General features: G+C 73.3%; 14 protein-coding genes. 4 read left to right on the top strand and 10 right to left on the bottom strand.

The genetic code is table 11. The features are described 5' to 3' along the window. Positions 1-470 precede the first annotated feature (470 nt). Positions 471-1526: a septation protein SepH gene (gene sepH / locus OG599_RS26140; protein WP_327178400.1), complete on the top strand. Its 1056-nt coding sequence runs from the start codon at positions 471-473 to the stop codon at positions 1524-1526. A gap of 78 nt (positions 1527-1604) precedes the next feature. Here sepH and OG599_RS26135 read toward each other — a convergent pair whose 3' ends face one another. After that, positions 1605-2435 carry a sulfurtransferase gene (locus OG599_RS26135; RefSeq protein ID WP_327178399.1) on the bottom strand — a complete coding sequence of 277 codons (831 nt, stop codon included), beginning with the start codon at positions 2433-2435 and terminating at the stop codon, positions 1605-1607. Positions 2436-2706: 271 nt separating this feature from the next. Between OG599_RS26135 and OG599_RS26130 the strand changes: the two genes are divergently transcribed. Further along, positions 2707-3483, top strand: coding sequence for a VOC family protein (locus tag OG599_RS26130; protein ID WP_327178398.1), 777 nt, complete (start codon positions 2707-2709; stop codon positions 3481-3483). A gap of 36 nt (positions 3484-3519) precedes the next feature. Here the strand turns inward: OG599_RS26130 and OG599_RS26125 are convergent, their stop codons facing one another. From OG599_RS26125 to OG599_RS26115, 3 genes are all read right to left on the bottom strand, one after another. Then, a complete protein-coding gene (locus tag OG599_RS26125; RefSeq protein ID WP_327178397.1) occupies positions 3520-4488 on the bottom strand; it encodes an Lrp/AsnC family transcriptional regulator in 969 nt (322 codons plus the stop codon). 175 nt (positions 4489-4663) lie between these two features. Beyond that, positions 4664-6223 (bottom strand): MFS transporter, encoded by a 1560-nt coding sequence (locus tag OG599_RS26120; protein WP_327180198.1) that lies wholly within the window; start codon positions 6221-6223, stop codon positions 4664-4666. Positions 6224-6486: 263 nt separating this feature from the next. Then, positions 6487-7155 (bottom strand): TetR family transcriptional regulator, encoded by a 669-nt coding sequence (locus OG599_RS26115; RefSeq protein ID WP_327178395.1) that lies wholly within the window; start codon positions 7153-7155, stop codon positions 6487-6489. 75 nt (positions 7156-7230) lie between these two features. On the opposite strand from OG599_RS26115, the gene OG599_RS26110 reads away from it, so the two are divergent. Continuing rightward, entirely contained in the window at positions 7231-7959 is a 729-nt protein-coding gene (locus OG599_RS26110) for an NAD(P)-dependent oxidoreductase (protein WP_327178394.1), read from the top strand. Positions 7960-8067: 108 nt separating this feature from the next. On the opposite strand, the gene OG599_RS26105 is transcribed toward OG599_RS26110, so the two are convergent. The 4 genes from OG599_RS26105 to OG599_RS26090 are packed head-to-tail and all read right to left on the bottom strand — an operon-like array spanning position 8068 to position 13623. Next, positions 8068-8718, bottom strand: coding sequence for a thymidine kinase (locus OG599_RS26105; RefSeq protein WP_327178393.1), 651 nt, complete (start codon positions 8716-8718; stop codon positions 8068-8070). Between the two features lie 60 nt (positions 8719-8778). Then, positions 8779-9966, bottom strand: a complete 1188-nt coding sequence (locus tag OG599_RS26100) for an alkaline phosphatase family protein (RefSeq protein WP_327178391.1) — start codon at positions 9964-9966, stop codon at positions 8779-8781. Next, positions 9966-10580 (bottom strand): DUF5998 family protein, encoded by a 615-nt coding sequence (locus OG599_RS26095; RefSeq protein WP_327178390.1) that lies wholly within the window; start codon positions 10578-10580, stop codon positions 9966-9968. The genes OG599_RS26100 and OG599_RS26095 overlap by 1 nt, the downstream gene beginning before the upstream one ends. 58 nt (positions 10581-10638) lie before the next feature. After that, positions 10639-13623 carry a bifunctional acetate--CoA ligase family protein/GNAT family N-acetyltransferase gene (locus OG599_RS26090; protein WP_327178389.1) on the bottom strand — a complete coding sequence of 995 codons (2985 nt, stop codon included), beginning with the start codon at positions 13621-13623 and terminating at the stop codon, positions 10639-10641. A 577-nt stretch (positions 13624-14200) separates the two neighbouring features. Here OG599_RS26090 and OG599_RS26085 point away from each other — a divergent pair. After that, positions 14201-14482 (top strand): HPr family phosphocarrier protein, encoded by a 282-nt coding sequence (locus tag OG599_RS26085; RefSeq protein WP_327178388.1) that lies wholly within the window; start codon positions 14201-14203, stop codon positions 14480-14482. A 165-nt stretch (positions 14483-14647) separates the two neighbouring features. On the opposite strand, the gene OG599_RS26080 is transcribed toward OG599_RS26085, so the two are convergent. Both OG599_RS26080 and OG599_RS26075 read right to left on the bottom strand, forming a co-directional pair. Further along, positions 14648-15343 carry a GntR family transcriptional regulator gene (locus OG599_RS26080; protein ID WP_327178387.1) on the bottom strand — a complete coding sequence of 232 codons (696 nt, stop codon included), beginning with the start codon at positions 15341-15343 and terminating at the stop codon, positions 14648-14650. Positions 15344-15619: 276 nt separating this feature from the next. Then, entirely contained in the window at positions 15620-16384 is a 765-nt protein-coding gene (locus tag OG599_RS26075; RefSeq protein WP_327178386.1) for a M23 family metallopeptidase, read from the bottom strand. Between the last annotated feature and the right edge of the window lie 8 nt (positions 16385-16392).

The raw sequence follows: 16392 nt of genomic DNA, 5'->3' as shown, positions 1-16392 counted from the left end.
TAGATAGTTCCGTTTCTGGTGATTCTGTGAAGCAGGACACGCGGCAGGGGCAAACGGACGGCGATTGGGTATCTCCACCCTCATGCCCGCCGTCAACCACCGTCGCCGAGGACACCCGTCGACAACTCGGACGGCGTGCCGGTCCACCCCGGTGGCCCGAATGGAGTACTGTGACGAGCCCTGGGGCCGGACTCCCGCAAGGGTGATCCGGGTCCTGCGGGAGGGGGCCGAAGGCGGCACTCGAACCGGCGGCGCCGACGCATCGCACGGAGACTCGTTGCACAGGGCGACCGCACAGGTCGTTCTGCGTCACCATGGGTAACCGTGTCACGGAGGCGTACCAGGGCCAAGGCCCGACACACGCCGGGCAACTTGGCAAGGTTGTGGCAGGCTGCACCCGGGCAGGCCACACTCGACTAGCGGAAGCAGCGACGCACGTGACGTCGGCAGGCACCACCCGGGAGGTCCCCATGCCCGAACTGCGTGTCGTGGCCGTCTCCAACGACGGCACACGACTGGTGCTCAAGGCTGCGGACAGCACGGAGTACACGCTTCCGATCGACGAGCGTCTCCGTGCCGCGGTGCGCAACGACCGCGCGCGGCTCGGACAGATCGAGATCGAGGTGGAGAGCCACCTCCGCCCGCGGGACATCCAGGCCCGGATACGAGCCGGCGCCTCCGCCGAGGAGGTCGCCCAGTTCGCCGGGATTCCCGTCGACCGTGTCCGCCGCTTCGAGGGCCCCGTGCTCGCGGAGCGCGCCTTCATGGCCGAGCGGGCCCGCAAGACTCCCGTACGCCGTCCCGGCGAGAACACCGGCCCCCAGCTCGGCGACGCGGTGCAGGAACGTCTGCTGATGCGCGGCGCGGACAAGGAAACGGTTCAGTGGGACTCCTGGCGCCGCGACGACGGCACCTGGGAAGTGCTGCTGGTCTACCGCGTCGCGGGCGAACCGCACTCGGCGAGCTGGACCTACGACCCGCCGAGGCGGCTGGTCCAGGCCGTCGACGACGAGGCGCGCTCCCTCATCGGCGAGTCGGACGCGACCGCTCCGGAACCGAGTTTCCCGTTCGTACCGAGGATCGCCCGGCTGCCCCGGGACCGGCCGCTGGACCGGGCCCTGGACCGGCAGATGGACCGGCAGATGGACCGGCACGCCGAACCGGAGGAGTTCGCCGCCCCGACGGCAGCCGAACGCGATTCGCTGACCAGCCTGCTGGAGGCGGTACCGAGCTTCCGGGGCGACATGGTCGTACCGGAGCGGCCCTCGCAGCCGGAGCCCGCGGCGATCGAACCGGCCGCCGATGAGCCCGCGGCGGACGAGCCGCCGGCCGCCGCCGCTTCGGCGGGTGCCGGGTCCGCGTACGCCGACGTGCTGATGCCGCGCGCGGTCGCGGGTCACCGGGACCGGCTCACCGGGACCACCGACCGCCAGGCGGAGGCGGACGGCGTCCGCCCGGGCCGCCGGGCCGCGGTGCCCAGCTGGGACGAGATCGTCTTCGGGACGCGGCGCAAGAAGCAGGACTGAGGCTCGGATCCGAGCAGACGGCCGAAGGGGCCGCACGCGCAGCGCGTGCGGCCCCTTCGGCCGTTCCGAGTGCCCGCCCTACTGGGGCTCCGGCCCGGTCGCGACCGGGCGCGACTCGTCGGAGGACCACTCCGACCAGGAGCCCGGGTACAGCGCCGCCCGCAGTCCCGCGATCTCCAGGGCGAGCACCTCGTGGGCGCCGGAGACGCCCGAGCCGCAGTAGACGCCGATCTCCCGGTCCTCGGAGGCGCCGAGGGCGGCGAAGCGGTCGGTGAGCCGCCCGGCGGGCAGATAGCGGCCGTCCTCGCCCACGTTCTCGCCGGTCGGGGCGGAGAGGGCGCCCGGGATGTGGCCGCCCACCCGGTCGATCGGTTCGACGTCGCCCCGGTAGCGTTCGGCGGCACGCGCGTCGAGCAGTACGCCGGTACGGGCCAGGGCCGCCGCGCCGTCGGCGTCGAGCACCGGGAGCGCCCCGGGCTTCGGCCGGAAATCGCCCTCGTGGGGGCGCGGGACGTCGGTGGACAGCTCTCCCTCCCACGCCGCGAGACCCCCGTCCAGCACCCGGACGTCCTCGTGACCGGCCCAGCGCAGCAGCCACCAGGCCCGGGCCGCGGCCCAGCCCAGGCCGCCGTCGTAGACCACCACGGGCCGGTCCGGGGAGACCCCCGCCCTGCGCATCGCGGCGCCGAAGCTCTCCGGGTCGGGCAGCGGATGACGGCCGCCACCGGCTCCGGCCGGTCCGGCCAGCTCGGTGTCCAGGTCGACGTAGACGGCGCCGGGGAGGTGGCCCTCCTCGTACGCGGCCCGGCCGTTGGGGCCGCCCAGCTGCCAGCGGACGTCGAGGAGCACGGGCGGGCGGGGTCCCGCCGACTCGCCCGCGTATGCGGATGCGGTGATGATGGGCTTCATGAGGGCCATCCTCGCGCAGCGACCGGCCCGGGCGTGTGGCGTCCGCGTGAACGCGGTCGGGAAAACCGTCGTAGCGGACAAATCGGTCGGGTTCTGCCGAGAACGCGAATCGCGCGGCGCGGCCGGTGTGTCTCCGGGCCCCGGTGGTGCGAGCATCGGGACGGGGCGCAAAAGGCCGCGGGACAGCGTTTGCGAGCCGTACCGCACCCCTGGACGGCGGACCGGCCCCGATCTGCCGCACGGCCACCGATGGTCCGAGGAGCGAAAGACGATGACCGAGGCTGTCTCCCGGCGCACGCCCGGCACGCCCTGCTGGGTGAGCCTGATCGTGCACGGCCTGAGCGCCACCCAGGACTTCTACGGTGCGCTCTTCGGATGGGAGTTCAAGCCCGGCCCGGAACAGCTCGGCCCGTACGTGCGCGGCCGGCTCCAGGGCGAGGAGATCGCGGGCATCGGCCAGCTGCCCCCGGACCGCCATCTGCCGATCGCCTGGACGACCTACCTCGCCACCGACGACGCGGACGCCACCGCCGAGACGATCCGGTCCTGCGGCGGCACGGTCGCGGTCGGCCCCCTCGACGCGGGTCCCGCGGGTCGTCTGGCCATCGCCTCCGACCCGAACGGGGCGGTCTTCGGTCTCTGGCAGGCCGCCCGGCACTCGGGGACGCGGCTCTGGGGCACTCCGGGCACCCCGGTCTGGAACGAGCTGGTCACCCGGGAGACGTCCTCGGTCGCCAAGTTCTACCAGGCGGTGTTCGGTTACGAGATCCAGGCGGTCGTCTCGGCCGACTTCGACTACCAGACCCTGCACCTTGACGGCCGTCCGGTCGCGGCCCTGCACGGAGTCGGGCACGCCCTGCCGCGCGACCGGGGGCCGCACTGGATGACGTACTTCGAGGTCGAGGACACCGACGAGGCGGCCGCCCGGGTCGTCGAACTCGGCGGGCACATCCTCCAGCCGCCGCGCGAGGGGACGAGCGGCCGGCTGGCGACGGTCTCGGACCCGGAGGGCGCGGTGTTCACCATCGTCAAGAGCGGCGAGAACTGACCGACGGCCCGTCAGCCCCGGGGCGTCGGGCACGGGTCAGCGGCGGGGGTCGTAGGTCAGCGCCTTGACCTGACGCAGGATCAGCATGGTCTCGGCGTCGTGGACCCCGGGGATCGCGCCGATACGATCCGTCAGATAGGCGTACAACTCCTGGATGGTCCGGCACTGGACGGCGGTGACGAGGTTCGCGCGGCCGCTGACCGCCGCGGCGAACCGCACCTCGGGGTGGGCCGCCAGGGTCTTCCCCGCCGCCACCAGAGCGCCGGGCGCCACCGTGAGCCAGAGCATGGCTCCCACGTCGTGGCCGAGCGGTTCGTGGTCGTACTCGGCGTCGAAGTAGAGGACCCCGGTGCGGCGCAGCCGGTCCAGTCGCCGCTTGACCACCGATTCGGACTGGCCGGTCCTGCTCTGGAGTTCGGCCATCGGCGCCCGCCCGTCCCGGCGCAGCACGCCGATCAGCGCCTCGTCCACCGCGTCCAGGGCCACGGGCCCGGCGGGCGGCTCCTCGAGTCCGGGCCGCAGGGCCTCCTCCTGCGCGGCGGTCAGGGCGTTGATCTTGCTGAGCCAGCCCAGCGGGCCGCCGTAGAACGGGTTCAGTACGCAGTGGGCGCTGACCGAGAGGACGTGCGGGGTGCGCGGCAGCCGCCCGAGCAGGAGTTCGTCGCGTTCCTGCTGGCTGCGCGGTTTCATGGCGCACGTGACCTCGGTGCCGCCGGACATCAGCCCGATGTAGGACGTGTCGGTGCGGCGCGCGAGCGCGGTGGCGAGCGGTTCGGCGGCGTCGGGCGTGCAGCGCAGCCGGACGATCCAGCCCGGTCGGCCGAGCCTGGTCTCGTCGGTCATCCCGAGCACCCGGAAACCGATGTCGCGGCGCAGCCTCGTGAAGCGGCGCGCGACGGTCTTGTCCGAGACGCCGAGGACTCCGGCGATCCGTACGAAGGAGGCCCGGCCGTCCACTTGCAGGGCCTGCATCACCTTCAGGTCCAGGGCGTCGGGCAGCGCCACCGTCGTTCTCCGTTCCGTGTCGTCACCGGCCGGGCCGTGCGACGACCCGCCCCCACAGCATGCCCGCTCGTCCAGGACATGGCGGTGGGGGCGGGGGCGCGGGACCTTGCCGCCGGGCGTTGCCTCCGGGCGGGGTGCCTGGGCCTGGCGGGGGCGTTCGGCCCGCGCGGGTTCGTCAGGCGTGGGTGCGTGCCTCGCCCGCGGTGGTCCCGGCGCTTACGACGGCACTTCCGGCAGCGCTTCCGGCGGCCGGTACGGAGGGTGCGGGCCGGCGGGGGCGCAGGGTGACCGCCGCGACGACCGCGCCGCAGAGCATGAGGACGGCCGAGACGACGAGGCAGAGATGGAGGCCGTCCACGAAGGACAGCGACAGCGCGTGCAGGGCGCGCCCCGTGTCGGCGCCCAGCGGCATTCCGGCGACGGCTTCGAGGCCGCCGCGGTCGACGGCCCCGGTGATACGCGCGCCGGTCACCCCCGTCAGCCCCTCGTCGGTGAGGTGCGCGGGGAGGGCTCCCACGGCCTTGGTGGTCAGCAGCGCGCCCAGGATGGCGGGGCCGAGAGCGGCGCCGACCTGACGGAAGGCGTTGTTCCCGGCCGCCGCCATCCCGGCCTGGTGCGGCGGTACGGAGCCCACGGCGGTGGCGGTGATGCAGGGGAAGGCGATGCCCAGGCCGATGCCGAGCAGGGCGAGCCGCCAGGCCAGCGAGGCGAAGGTGGTGTCGATGCCGATGGTGGTCAGCGTGCAGAGCGCCACCGTGGTGATCAGCAGCCCGCCGGTGATGAGAAGGCGGGCCGAGAGCCGCTGGGTGAGCCGGCCGAAGACGGCGCCCAGCAGGATCGGCATGATCGTGACCATGAGGAGGCGCAGGCCCGCTTCCAGGGTGCTGAGCTGCTGCACCATGCCGAAGTAGAGGCTGAGCACGAAGAAGAAGCCGATCAGCCCCAGGAAGCTGATCATGACCACCAGCGTGGAGCCGGTGAAGGCCGGGCTGCGGAAGATCCGCAGGTCGAGCATCGGGCTGTCGCTGCGGCGCTCCGCCAGCACGAAGGCGGTCCCGCCGATCACCGCGAGTGCCAGGGCGCCGACGACGTGCGGCTCGGTGAAGGATGTGGCGCCGCCTTCGATGACTCCGTAGACGAGGGCCGTGATGGCCACGGCCGCGGTGATCTGGCCGGGCCAGTCGAGCTTGCGGGGGTACGGCGACCGGGACTCGTCGAGCAGGCGCGCACCGGCGGCCATGGCGGCGAGGGAGAGCGGGATGGGCAGGAGGAAGATCCACCGCCACTGGGCGTGGGCGGTGATCGTGCCGGCGATCAGCGGGCCGACGGCGAGCGCCCCCATGAGGCAGGTCGTCCACAGGCCGATGAACTTGCCGCGTTCGCGGTGGTCGGGGACGACGTGGCTGATGAGCGCGAGGGTCATCGGGAGCAGGGCCGCCGCTCCGGCACCGGAGAGGGCCTGTCCGATCCAGATGACCGTGATCGACTGGGCGCAGAGCGAGACCGCGGCACCGACGGCGCAGAGGGCGAGCCCCGCCTGGAAGACCTTCTTGCGCCCGTGCACGTCGCCGAAGACTCCGGCCGTCAGGATCAGGGCGGCCACCGGCAGGACGAAGGCGTCCGAGACCCACGAGAGGTCCGAGGTGGAGGCACCGAGCGCGCCCTGGATGACGGGCAGGCTCACCGACACCGTCGTGACCGGGAAGTAGGCCACGAACACGCCTATGCAGGCCATGATCAGGGTGGCCGCGCGCCGGTCGGGGGCGCGGCCGGCGGTTCGGGGTGTGCTGTTCACGAAAGCTCCTCTGCGGCGACGCCCGCCGCTGTCTGTCGATGCCAGACGGAACTATGCGGACGAAACCGCCTCGGAGCCAGTCGGCGGACCCGAGAGCCGGATTCTCGACGTTCGAGGCCCCGGAACGCCGAATCCTCGGCATCTAGGACCTGACCGATGGTTGTCGCGGGGCGAGTTGGAGCAGACCGGGGTGGCGGCCGGCATCAACGGGTGCGGGAGCGCCCGGGCTCACCGCCCCCCGGGCGTGGCGACCCGGACCGCGGCCCCCGTTGCGCCAGTGCCGCCCGGAGCGTCGGGACGAGGAGGTGGCGGGCCTCGGGCGGGGTGAGGGCGGCGGGGGTGGGGAGGGGGTTGAGGTAGCGGGTGTAGATGAGCCCGCCGAGGACCGTCACCGCCGCCGTGGCGCGGGCGGTGGCGTCGCGGCCGCCGAGAAATTCAGCGAGCCGGGCCAGCAGCTCGATCTCCAGGTACTCGCCGATGGCGTCGGCGGCCGGGCCACCCTGGGTGGAGAGGGTACGGAAGCCGGGGTCCTCCCAGAGTCCCGTCACCGCGTCGATCAGCCGCTCGGGGAGCGTGGCCGGGTCGCCGCCGAGGACCTCGTCGACGGTCAGGGCGGTGGCGCACTGGATGCGCATCACGTCCGCGAACAGGCCCTTCTTCGAGCCGAAGTGGTACGCGATGAGGGCCGTGTCGACCCCGGCGGACGCCGCCACCGCGCGAAGGGTGGTGCGGCGGTAGCCGTGTTCGAGGAAGAGGGTCCGGGCGGCCGTGACGATCGACTCGCGGATGGGCGGATTGCCCCGGGGACGTCCCCTGCGGCGGGCCGCCGGGGTGGCCGGTGCGCGGGTGGCGGCGGGGGCGGCGTTATTCATCAACGTTGAGCCTGTGGGGGGCGATCGGCAGAGTCAAGGGTGTTCCGCCCACCTCGCGAAGGGATAGCCGCCACCATGCGCATCACCGTCTTCGGCGCCAACGGACCGACCGGCCGCCACCTCACCGGCCAGGCCCTCGCCGCCGGCCACCAGGTCGTCGCCGTGACCCGCCGCCCCGGCTCCCTCACCCCACGGGCCGGCCTCACCGTGGTGGTCGCGGACGCCACCGATCCCGCGACGGTCGCCCCCGCGATCGAGGGCGCGGACGCCGTGCTCTCCGCGCTGGGCACGCGGTTCAGCAAGGGGCCCGTCACCACCTACTCGGCGAGCGCGACCGCCATCACCGGCGCCATGGCCCACCACGGCGTCGCGCGGCTGCTCGTCGTCAGCTCCAGCATCGCCGATCCCCGATGGCGGCCGAGCGGCGCGTACTTCTTCAACCACGTGCTCGATCCTCTGGTGAACCGGCGGCTCGGCCGCACGCTCCACGAGGACATGCGCCGGATGGAGGCGGTGATCCGGCGTACGGACCTGGACTGGACCTTCGTACGCCCTTCCGGTCTCTTCGAGCATTCCGCCGTCACGGCGTACCGGACCGCCGAGACCAGCGCGGACGGCGTCTTCACCGCTCGTACGGACCTCGCGGCGAGCATGCTGCGGGAGCTGGAGGAGCGGCGGTACGTCCGTACGGCCATGGGCGTCATCACCACGGCGGTGAGGCCGAACATCGCGAAGCTCATCTGGAACGAGGCGGTGAAGAAGAAGAAGAAGAAGAAGAAGGAGGTGGAGCGCCGCGTGGCGTGACCGCTCCCGCGCGGCACCAGCCCCGCCCGGTGGTCGTACGGGGGGGGCTTACCGGTCGGCCGCGCGCGTGCTGGAGGTAGTCGTGGTGGCTCTCGGGCTGTCGTGAGGTCAGGCCGGATTGACCGGGAGGACGTCCGGCGACAGTGCGCCGGCGTGGGCCGCGGCGGAGGTCGTGCGGCGCCGGTGGTGACGGCGGCACAGCACCTCGTAACCGACCTCCTTGGCCGGGCGGTTGACGTCACCGACCACGACCTGTTCGCCCTCGACGACCATCTCGCCGTCCACCGTGCGGGCGTTGTGCGTGGCACGGGCACCGCACCAGCACAGCGCCTCGACCTGGAGCTGTTCGAGGCGGTCGGCCAGCTCGATCAGGCGCTGCGAACCGGGGAAGAGCTTCGTACGGAAGTCCGTGGTGATCCCGAAGGCGAAGACGTCCATCCCCAGGTCGTCCACGATCCGGGCCAGCTGGTCGATCTGCCGGGGGGCCAGGAACTGCGCCTCGTCCACGATCACGTAGTCCGCCTTGCCGCCCTGGGACAGCTGGTTCACGACGTACGCGTAGAGGTCCAGGCCGTCGGCGGCCTCGACGGCCTCCGTCACCAGCCCGAGCCGCGAGGAGAGCTTCCCCTCCCCCGCCCGGTCGTCACGGGTGAAGATCACGCCCTGGAGGCCGCGCGCGGACCGGTTGTGACCGATCTGCAGGGCCAGCGTGCTCTTTCCGCAGTCCATCGTTCCGGAGAAGAACACAAGCTCGGGCATGAGGGGTCGAACGCCTTTCGAAATGGGGGGACGGAGGGACGCGCCGGTGGGGCGGCAGCGTCAGGTACGGACTTCGAGGAGGGGGACGAGCTGCTCGACCGGGGTCAGCGAACCGTGCATCCCGACCATCATGGACTCGTGCGGCTCGTTGGACGAGGCGGTGATCACCACGTCGTCGTGGGCGGCGGCGACCACGTCACCGATGCGGCCGTACACGCGCTCGTCGACCTCGGGACCGAACCAGCCGGCGGCGATCGCCTCGTCCCGGCTCGCCACCCAGAACTGCTCGCCGAGCACTTCCTGCCAGACCGTCAGGACGTCGGCCTGGGCTCCGGGCACGGCGTAGACGTGGCGCGCGCGGCCCTCCCCGCCCAGCAGGGCGACGCCCGCGCGCAGCTCCCAGTCCTCGTCGAAGTCGATGCGGGACTGCTCGTCGAACGGGATGTCGATCATGCCGTGGTCGGCGGTGATGTAGAGCGCCGAGCGGGGCGGCAGCTGCTCGGCGAGGCGCCGGGCGAGTCCGTCCACGTACATCAGCTGCCCGCGCCAGGCGTCCGAGTCGGTGCCGAAGCGGTGACCCGCGCCGTCGACCTCGCTGTAGTACGTGTAGACCAGCGAGCGGTCCCCGGCGGCGAGCCGCTGTGCCGCGACGTCCATGCGCTCTTCCCCGGCGAGACGGCCCAGGAACGAGCCGCCGCTGAGCGCGACCTTCGTCAGCGGGGTCTGCTCGAAGTCGGGCGCCGAGACCTGGGCCGTACGCACCCCGGCCGCGTCGGCGAGGCTGAAGACGGTGGGGTACGGCTGCCAGACCTTCGGCGAGGTCCAGGGCTTCCAGCGGAGCTGGTTCATCAGCCCGCCGGTGGCCGGATCGCGCACGGTGTACCCGGGCAGTCCGTGCTTCCCGGGCGGCAGGCCCGTACCGACCGAGGCGAGGGAGGTCGCCGTCGTGGCGGGGAAGCCCGCGGTGATGGGACGCCCGGTGCCGCCGCGCGAGGTGGGCAGCAGCGAGTGCAGGAACGGGGCCTCGTCCGGATGCGCCGTGATCTGCTCCCAGCCGAGGCCGTCGATCAGGAAGACGCAGTTGCGGTCGGCCGGGGTGAGCTCCGGGATCGACGCGGTGAAACCGGGCACCTCCTGCCCGGCGACGAGGGTCGGCAGCAGATCCGCGAGGGACCCGGTGCCGTACTCGGGCACGGGAGCCGTGTCGAGCGGGAGGAGTACGGGGTCCTGCCAGGCGGGCTGGGCCATCAGCGGTTGGTCGCCGGGTTGGCCGCCGTCGCCGCGGTCGCCGCCGTGGCTTCACTGAGTGCCTGGGCGAAGGCGAGCGTCTGCCGCACGGTGTCCGGGCCGTCGCCGGCCTCGCTGACCCGCAGGCTGAGGTCGTCGGCGGTGGAACTGCCGGTGTAGCCGTGGTCGGCGTCGCAGTCGGGGTCGCCGCAGGCGGCCGGCTCCAGGTCGATCCGGGAGACCGCGCCCCAGCCGATGGTCAGGACGACCTCACGGGGCAGCGAACCGGGCACGTACTTCTCGGGGTCCGCCACGACGCGGCTCACCACGACGGACGAGATCCGGCCGAGGTGCACGGACTCCGTGGAGGTCGTCGCGTACGGCGTCGGGGACTCCGTCTCGGAGGTCTGCTCGTCGGTGTGGCTGACGATGAAGCGGGTGTCCGTCAGGACCAGGACCGTGGCATGGCGCCGGACCTCGTTGGAGTCGAAGGTCGTCTCCTGGTGCACGAGGTACGAGGCGACCGGCTCCCCGCCGACGGCGGCCTCCACCGCCTCGGCCACGAGGGCCGGGTAGTAGCCGCTGCGCTCGATCGCCGCGCGCAGCCCCTGGGTCGTCGTACCGGTCTTTGCCATGACCCCCATCTTACGGGCCCCGGTGACCGCCGGGGACGCTACGGGGAGGGGTGGCCGGTCAGTAGTTCGGGAGCCGGCGGGGGCCGAGGTCGGTCCGCGCCGGAGGCGGGGCGAGCCGCACGCTCGCGCCGAGGACGGTCAGCCCGTGCGTGGCCACCACGACCGGTTCCAGGGTGACCGAGACCACCTCGGGATGGTCGTCGACCAGGCGGGAGACCCTCAGCAGCAGCTCTTCGAGCGCCCGGGTGTCGACGGGCGAGGAGCCGCGCCAGCCGAAGAGCACGGGTGCGGCGCGGATGGAGCGGATCAGTTCGGCGGCGTCCCGGTCGGTGGCCGGAACCAGCCGGTGGGCGATGTCCCCGAGGAGTTCGGAGGGGGTGCCCGCGAGGCCGAAGGAGAGCACGGCTCCGGCGGCGGCGTCGATCGCGGCCCGCACCACGGTGTCGACGCCCCGGGGCGCCATGGACTGCACGACGGGCTGGAGTTCGGCGGGTTTGCCGAGGAGTTCGGTGAGTTCGCCGTACGCCCGGCGCAGCGCGTCCTCCCCGGCGAGGTCCAGGCGGACGCCTCCCAGGTCGGCGCGGTGGCGCAGATGGGGTGCGGTGGTCTTGAGCGCGACCGGCCAGCCGAGCAGGGCGGCGGCGGCCACGGCGGCGTCCGCGTCGGGGGCGGGGAGCGTCGCCCGTACGGCGATGCCGTAGCGGCCCAGCAGCTCACGGGCCTCGTCGTGGCCGAGCGGCCGCCCGCGCGGATCGGGGTCCGGGCCGAGCAGCGCGTCGATGAACGCGGCGGTACCGGGCTCGTCGATGGTGTCGTCGAGGAACTCGGGCACCCTGCCCGGCGCGGCGGCCTGGCGGCGCCACTGGGCGTACTTGACCGACTCGCTCAGCGCGCGGACGGCCCGTTCGGCGGCCGGGTAGGCGGGGATGCGGCCAGTGGGGGCGGGCGTGTGGGCCCCGGGTTCCGCGGGCGATCCGGCGGCGGGGGACGGCGGCACGGGGGCGGGCGCGTCGTCGGGGGCGGGCGGGCGCGTCGGTGCCGTACGGGACGGCGTGGCTGACGGCGGGCCCGCCAGGTCCGCGTCCGGTGCCGCGTCCGGTGCCGCTTCGGGTACCGGGCGGCCTGTGGTCCCGCCGTCGTCGGGCGCCACCGCGGGCGGGCGCGTGCCCGCCGTGGCCGCCAGGGCCTCGGCGAGACCGCCGATCTCCAGGTGCACGACGGCCACCGGCTTGGCCGGTCCGGCGGTCCTGGCCGCCACGGCCTCGTGCAGGGCTGCCGCCAGCACCTCGCCGTCGCCGCTCTGCAGCTCCCCCTCGCCCCCGACCAGGGGGATCGCGGTCACGATCACCGCGTCGCACGCCGGGTCGGCGAGCGCCTCGGCCAGGGCCGCACGGAAGTCCGCGGGTCCGGCCGCCGTGGTCAGGTCCCTGGGCGGCCGGGGCCGCAGTCCCTCCGTGAGGCAGGCGTCGTACGTGAGCAGCCCGAGCGACTCCGAGTTGCCGAGGATCGCCACGCGGGGGCCCGCGGGCAACGGCTGGTCGGCGAGGAGGAGCGTCGCGTCGATCATCTCGGTCACCGTGTCCACCAGGATCACGCCCGCCTGCCGCATCAGGGCGGAGACCGTGGTGTCGGGGATGCGGCTGACGGGCACGGCGTGGCCGGGCGGGGTGGCGCCGCTGTGCCGGGCGCCCTTGACCACCACGACCGGTTTGACCGCGGCGGTGCGGCGGGCGAGCCGGGTGAACTTGCGCGGGTTGCCGAGCGACTCCAGGTAGAGCAGGGCGACATCGGTGTCGGGGTCGTCGAACCAGTACTGGAGGAAGTCGTTGCCGGAGATGTCGGCACGGTTCCCGGCCGAGATGAAGGTGGAGAGCGCGGCGCCGCGCCGGTGGAGTCCGGAGAGGAGCGCGATGCCGATGGCGCCGGACTGGGTGAAGAGGCCGATGCGGCCGGGCGCGGGCGATTCGGGGGCGAGCGAGGCGTTCATCCGGACGGCGCCCGAGGTGTTGATGATGCCGAAGGCGTTCGGTCCGATGATCCGCATGCCGTAGGAGCGCGCCTGGCGCAGCAGCGCGCGCTGGCGCTCGCGGCCCTCGGCTCCCCGCTCGGCGTAGTCGGCGGAGAGGACGACCAGGCCTCGCACCCCGTGCTCCCCGCAGTCCGCGACGGCTTCGGGGACCCGTTCGGCGGGGACGGCGATGACCGCGAGGTCGACCGGTTCGCCGATGGAGCCCACCGAGCGGTGCGCGGGGACCCCGTCGACGCTGCCCTGGTCGGGGGCGAAGGCGTGGTTGACGGCGTACAGGCGCCCGGTGAAGCCGGAGTGCTGGAGGTTGCGGAGCACGGTCCGCCCCACTCCGCCCGGGGCGCGGCCGGTGCCGACCACGGCCACCGAGGCGGGGGTCAGCAGCCGCTGGACGGAGCGGGCTTCGGCGCGCTGTTCGCGGGCGCGCTGCACGGCGAGCGACTCGGCGGTGGGTTCGATGTCGAGCGTGAGGTGGACCGAGCCGTCCTCGAAGCTCCGCTGCTGGGTGTAGCCGGCGTCCCGGAAGACCTTGATCATCTTGGTGTTGGCGGGCAGCACCTCGGCGGCGAACCGGCGGATGCCCCGCTCCCGGGCGACCGCGGCGATGTGTTCGAGCAGCACGGAGGCGACACCGCGGCCCTGGTGGGCGTCCTGGACGAGGAAGGCGACCTCGGCCTCGTCGGCGGGCGCGGAGGCGGGCCGACCCCGGTCGTCGATCCGGTCGTAGCGGACGGTGGCGATGAACTCCCCTCCCACCGTGGCGGCCAGCCCCACCCGGTCGACGTAGTCGTGGTGGGTGAAGCGGTGGACGTCCCGGTCGGAGAGCCGGGGGTAGGGGGCGAAGAAGCGGTAGTACTTCGACTCGTCGGAGACCTGCTCGAAGAAGCTGACCAGCCGTCCGGCGTCGTCCGGGGTGATGGGCCCGATCCGGGCGGTGCCGCCGTCCCGCAGCACCACGTCTGCCTCCCAGTGGTCGGGGTACGCGTGATGCGGACTCTGCTCCGGCGTGGGCTGCATGGGCAAAGCCTACGGCGGTCCCCCGCTCCGGGAAGGGTCCGCGCGGGTCGCCCCGCGCGGACGGGGCGTACGGCAGGCGACCTGGGCGGTGTGGCGGAAGAGGTGTGGGCGCCCCGCGCGCTCGGGGCGTACGGACGGGGCCGCCCGCCCCTGCCGTCCGTCCCGTCCGTACCGGCGCGGGTGCGGTGTCCATGCGGCGGCCGGTACGGCTGCCCCTGCCGCTGTCCGTCCGACTGCGCCCGGGGCTGCCCGTCCGACCGGGGTGGGGATACCCGGCCGGTCACCGTCCGACGGACCGTCCGGTCACCGTCCGACCGCCGTACGGACATGGTTCGACCGGACGGGCGGCCACCGTTCGACCGGCCGCCGGACCGCCGTCCGGGGTGAGCGTCCCGGGCCGTACGGGCATCCTCGCGGCCGGGCACGGGTCGCGGCGGATTCGGCGCCGGGGCAGGCTGGGAAGCCCACCGGGCGGCTCCGCCGCCGGGAGGGTACGCAGGTCCATGCCCCCATGACACAATGGTCTAGACAAATCAATTACCGGTCAGGACATCGCAGATTCACGAAGGGCAGAACCATGGTTGAGCGCCGCGTCAACGTCGGATGGGCCGAAGGCCTGCACGCCCGCCCCGCTTCCATCTTCGTCCGCGCCGCCACGGCCTCCGGGGTCCCGGTGACGATCGCCAAGGCCGACGGCAGCCCGGTCAACGCCGCGTCGATGCTCGCGGTTCTCGGACTGGGCGCGGAAGGCGGCGAGGAGATCGTGCTCGCCTCCGAGGCGGAGGGCGCGGACGCCGCACTGGACCGGCTGTCCAAGCTGGTCGCCGAGGGGCTCGACGAGCTTCCCGAGACGGTCTGATCCCCCTTCCGCCGACTCCGCGACGGAATTCCTGCTCGACCGGGCCGCACCGTTCCTCACGGACGGGGCGGCTCAGTCATTTCCCGGACGGCCGCGAGGACGGGAATTCCGACAGCAGGCGAAAGCGGCCGGAATTCGCTCTGCTCTTTGTATACGGTGCGATTGTTAATGACGGGCACCCGAGGTGTTTACGGGATGTTGCAAAGTGCTCACCCTGGACTGTTTCACCGCTCGGGCCGGGCGGCGCGGCCGGTGCGCGGCCAGCGAACGCTCCGCGTGCTGCACGGCCAGTCCCCTGGCACGCTCCGCGTCGCCGCGGGCCACCGCGTCCACCAGGGCCCCGTGTTCGGCCCACGACTCGACGGGGCGGACCGGCTGTTCGACGGCGTACATCCAGGCGATCTTGTGCCGGAGCTGGGTCAGCAACGCGATGAGACCGGGACTGCCGGAGGCCTGGGCGAGCGTCTCGTGGAACCAGCCGCCGAGGGAGCGCAGGTCCTCCCCCTCGCCCCGGCGGGCCCGCTCCTGCCCCAGCTTGACCAGTCCGCGCAGGACCTTGAGGTGCGCCTCGGTGCGGCGCTGCGCGGCCCGGGCCGCACCCAGCGGCTCCAGCAGGAGCTTCACCTCCAGGAGGTCGGCCGCCTCCTGCTCCGTCGGCTCGGCGACGCAGGCGCCGGCGTGCCTGCGGGTGACCACGAACCCCTCCGACTCCAGGGTCCGCAGCGCTTCGCGCACGGGCACGCGGGAGACGCCGTAACGCCGCGCCAGAAGCTCCTCGGTGAGGCGGCTACCGCGTTCGTAGACGCCCGAGACGATGTCGTCACGGATTGCCGTGCATACCGAGTGCGCGGGAATGCGCATGTCCGAACCTCCGCCTTAATCCCCGCGAAACGCGGCCGATCGAAGCCTGCACCGTGACTCTATTGCAATCTGAGTGAATTTCCGATGGCGTACCGGAATTCGCACATATCTTTTGCCTGCGGAGCGGGCGGCCGGAGGGGTTTCGGGCGATATGCCGAAGCCCCGGCACGGGCCGGGGCTTCGGGACGTTCAGGGGGTGCCGGGCCGCCGCCGGGCGGCGGCACCGCGGGGTCGGACGGCGGTACGCCGGGGCCGGAAGGTGCGGCGGCCGGGGGGTCAGACGGTGAGGCCGCGGGCCCGCAGATACGCCACGGGGTCCATGTCGGTGCCGTACTCCGGGCCGGTGCGCGCCTCGAAGTGCAGGTGCGGGCCGGTCGCGTTGCCGGTGGCGCCGGAGAGGCCGATCCGCTCCCCGGAGGAGACGCGCTGGCCGACGAAGACGCCGAGGGAGGAGAGGTGGCCGTACTGGGTGTACGTGCCGTCCGTCATCCTCAGCACGATGTTGTTGCCGTACGCGCCGCCCCAGCCGGCCTCGACGACCGTCCCCGCACCCACGGCGAGGACGGGGGTGCCGGTGGCGGCGTGGAAGTCGACGCCCGAGTGGCTGCCGGAGGACCAGAGCGAGCCGCTCGACTGGTAGCCGGTGCTGACGTAGGAGCCCGCGATGGGCAGGTGGAAGGAGTTCAGGCGGGCGCGCTCGGCGGCGCGGGCAGCGCGCGCCTTCTCCTCGCGGGCCTCCCTGGCCCGTACGGCGGCTTCCGCCTTCGCCTTCGCTTCGGCCTTCGCCCTGGCCTCCGCCCCGCGCTGCTGGGCCGCCGCCTGGTCGGCTATCCGGTCCGCGATGGAGTCCCCGAGCGACACCGCCTCGATGAGGCCGGTCCTGCCGGGTGACGGGACGGCGGAGTCGGCGGCGAGGGCCGGGGAGGCCATCGAGCCGACGACGCCGGTGGCGGCGAGAGCCGCGACGCCGGCGAACCTTGCGGTGGTGCGCGTCAGACGGCCCGGGGCACGATGCGTCCCGGTGGCACGGGTGAACGCCATGGAGGAGC

Source organism: Streptomyces sp. NBC_01335 (genome assembly GCF_035953295.1).
Lineage (GTDB): Bacteria > Actinomycetota > Actinomycetes > Streptomycetales > Streptomycetaceae > Streptomyces.
This window is presented reverse-complemented; position numbering and strand designations above follow the sequence as displayed.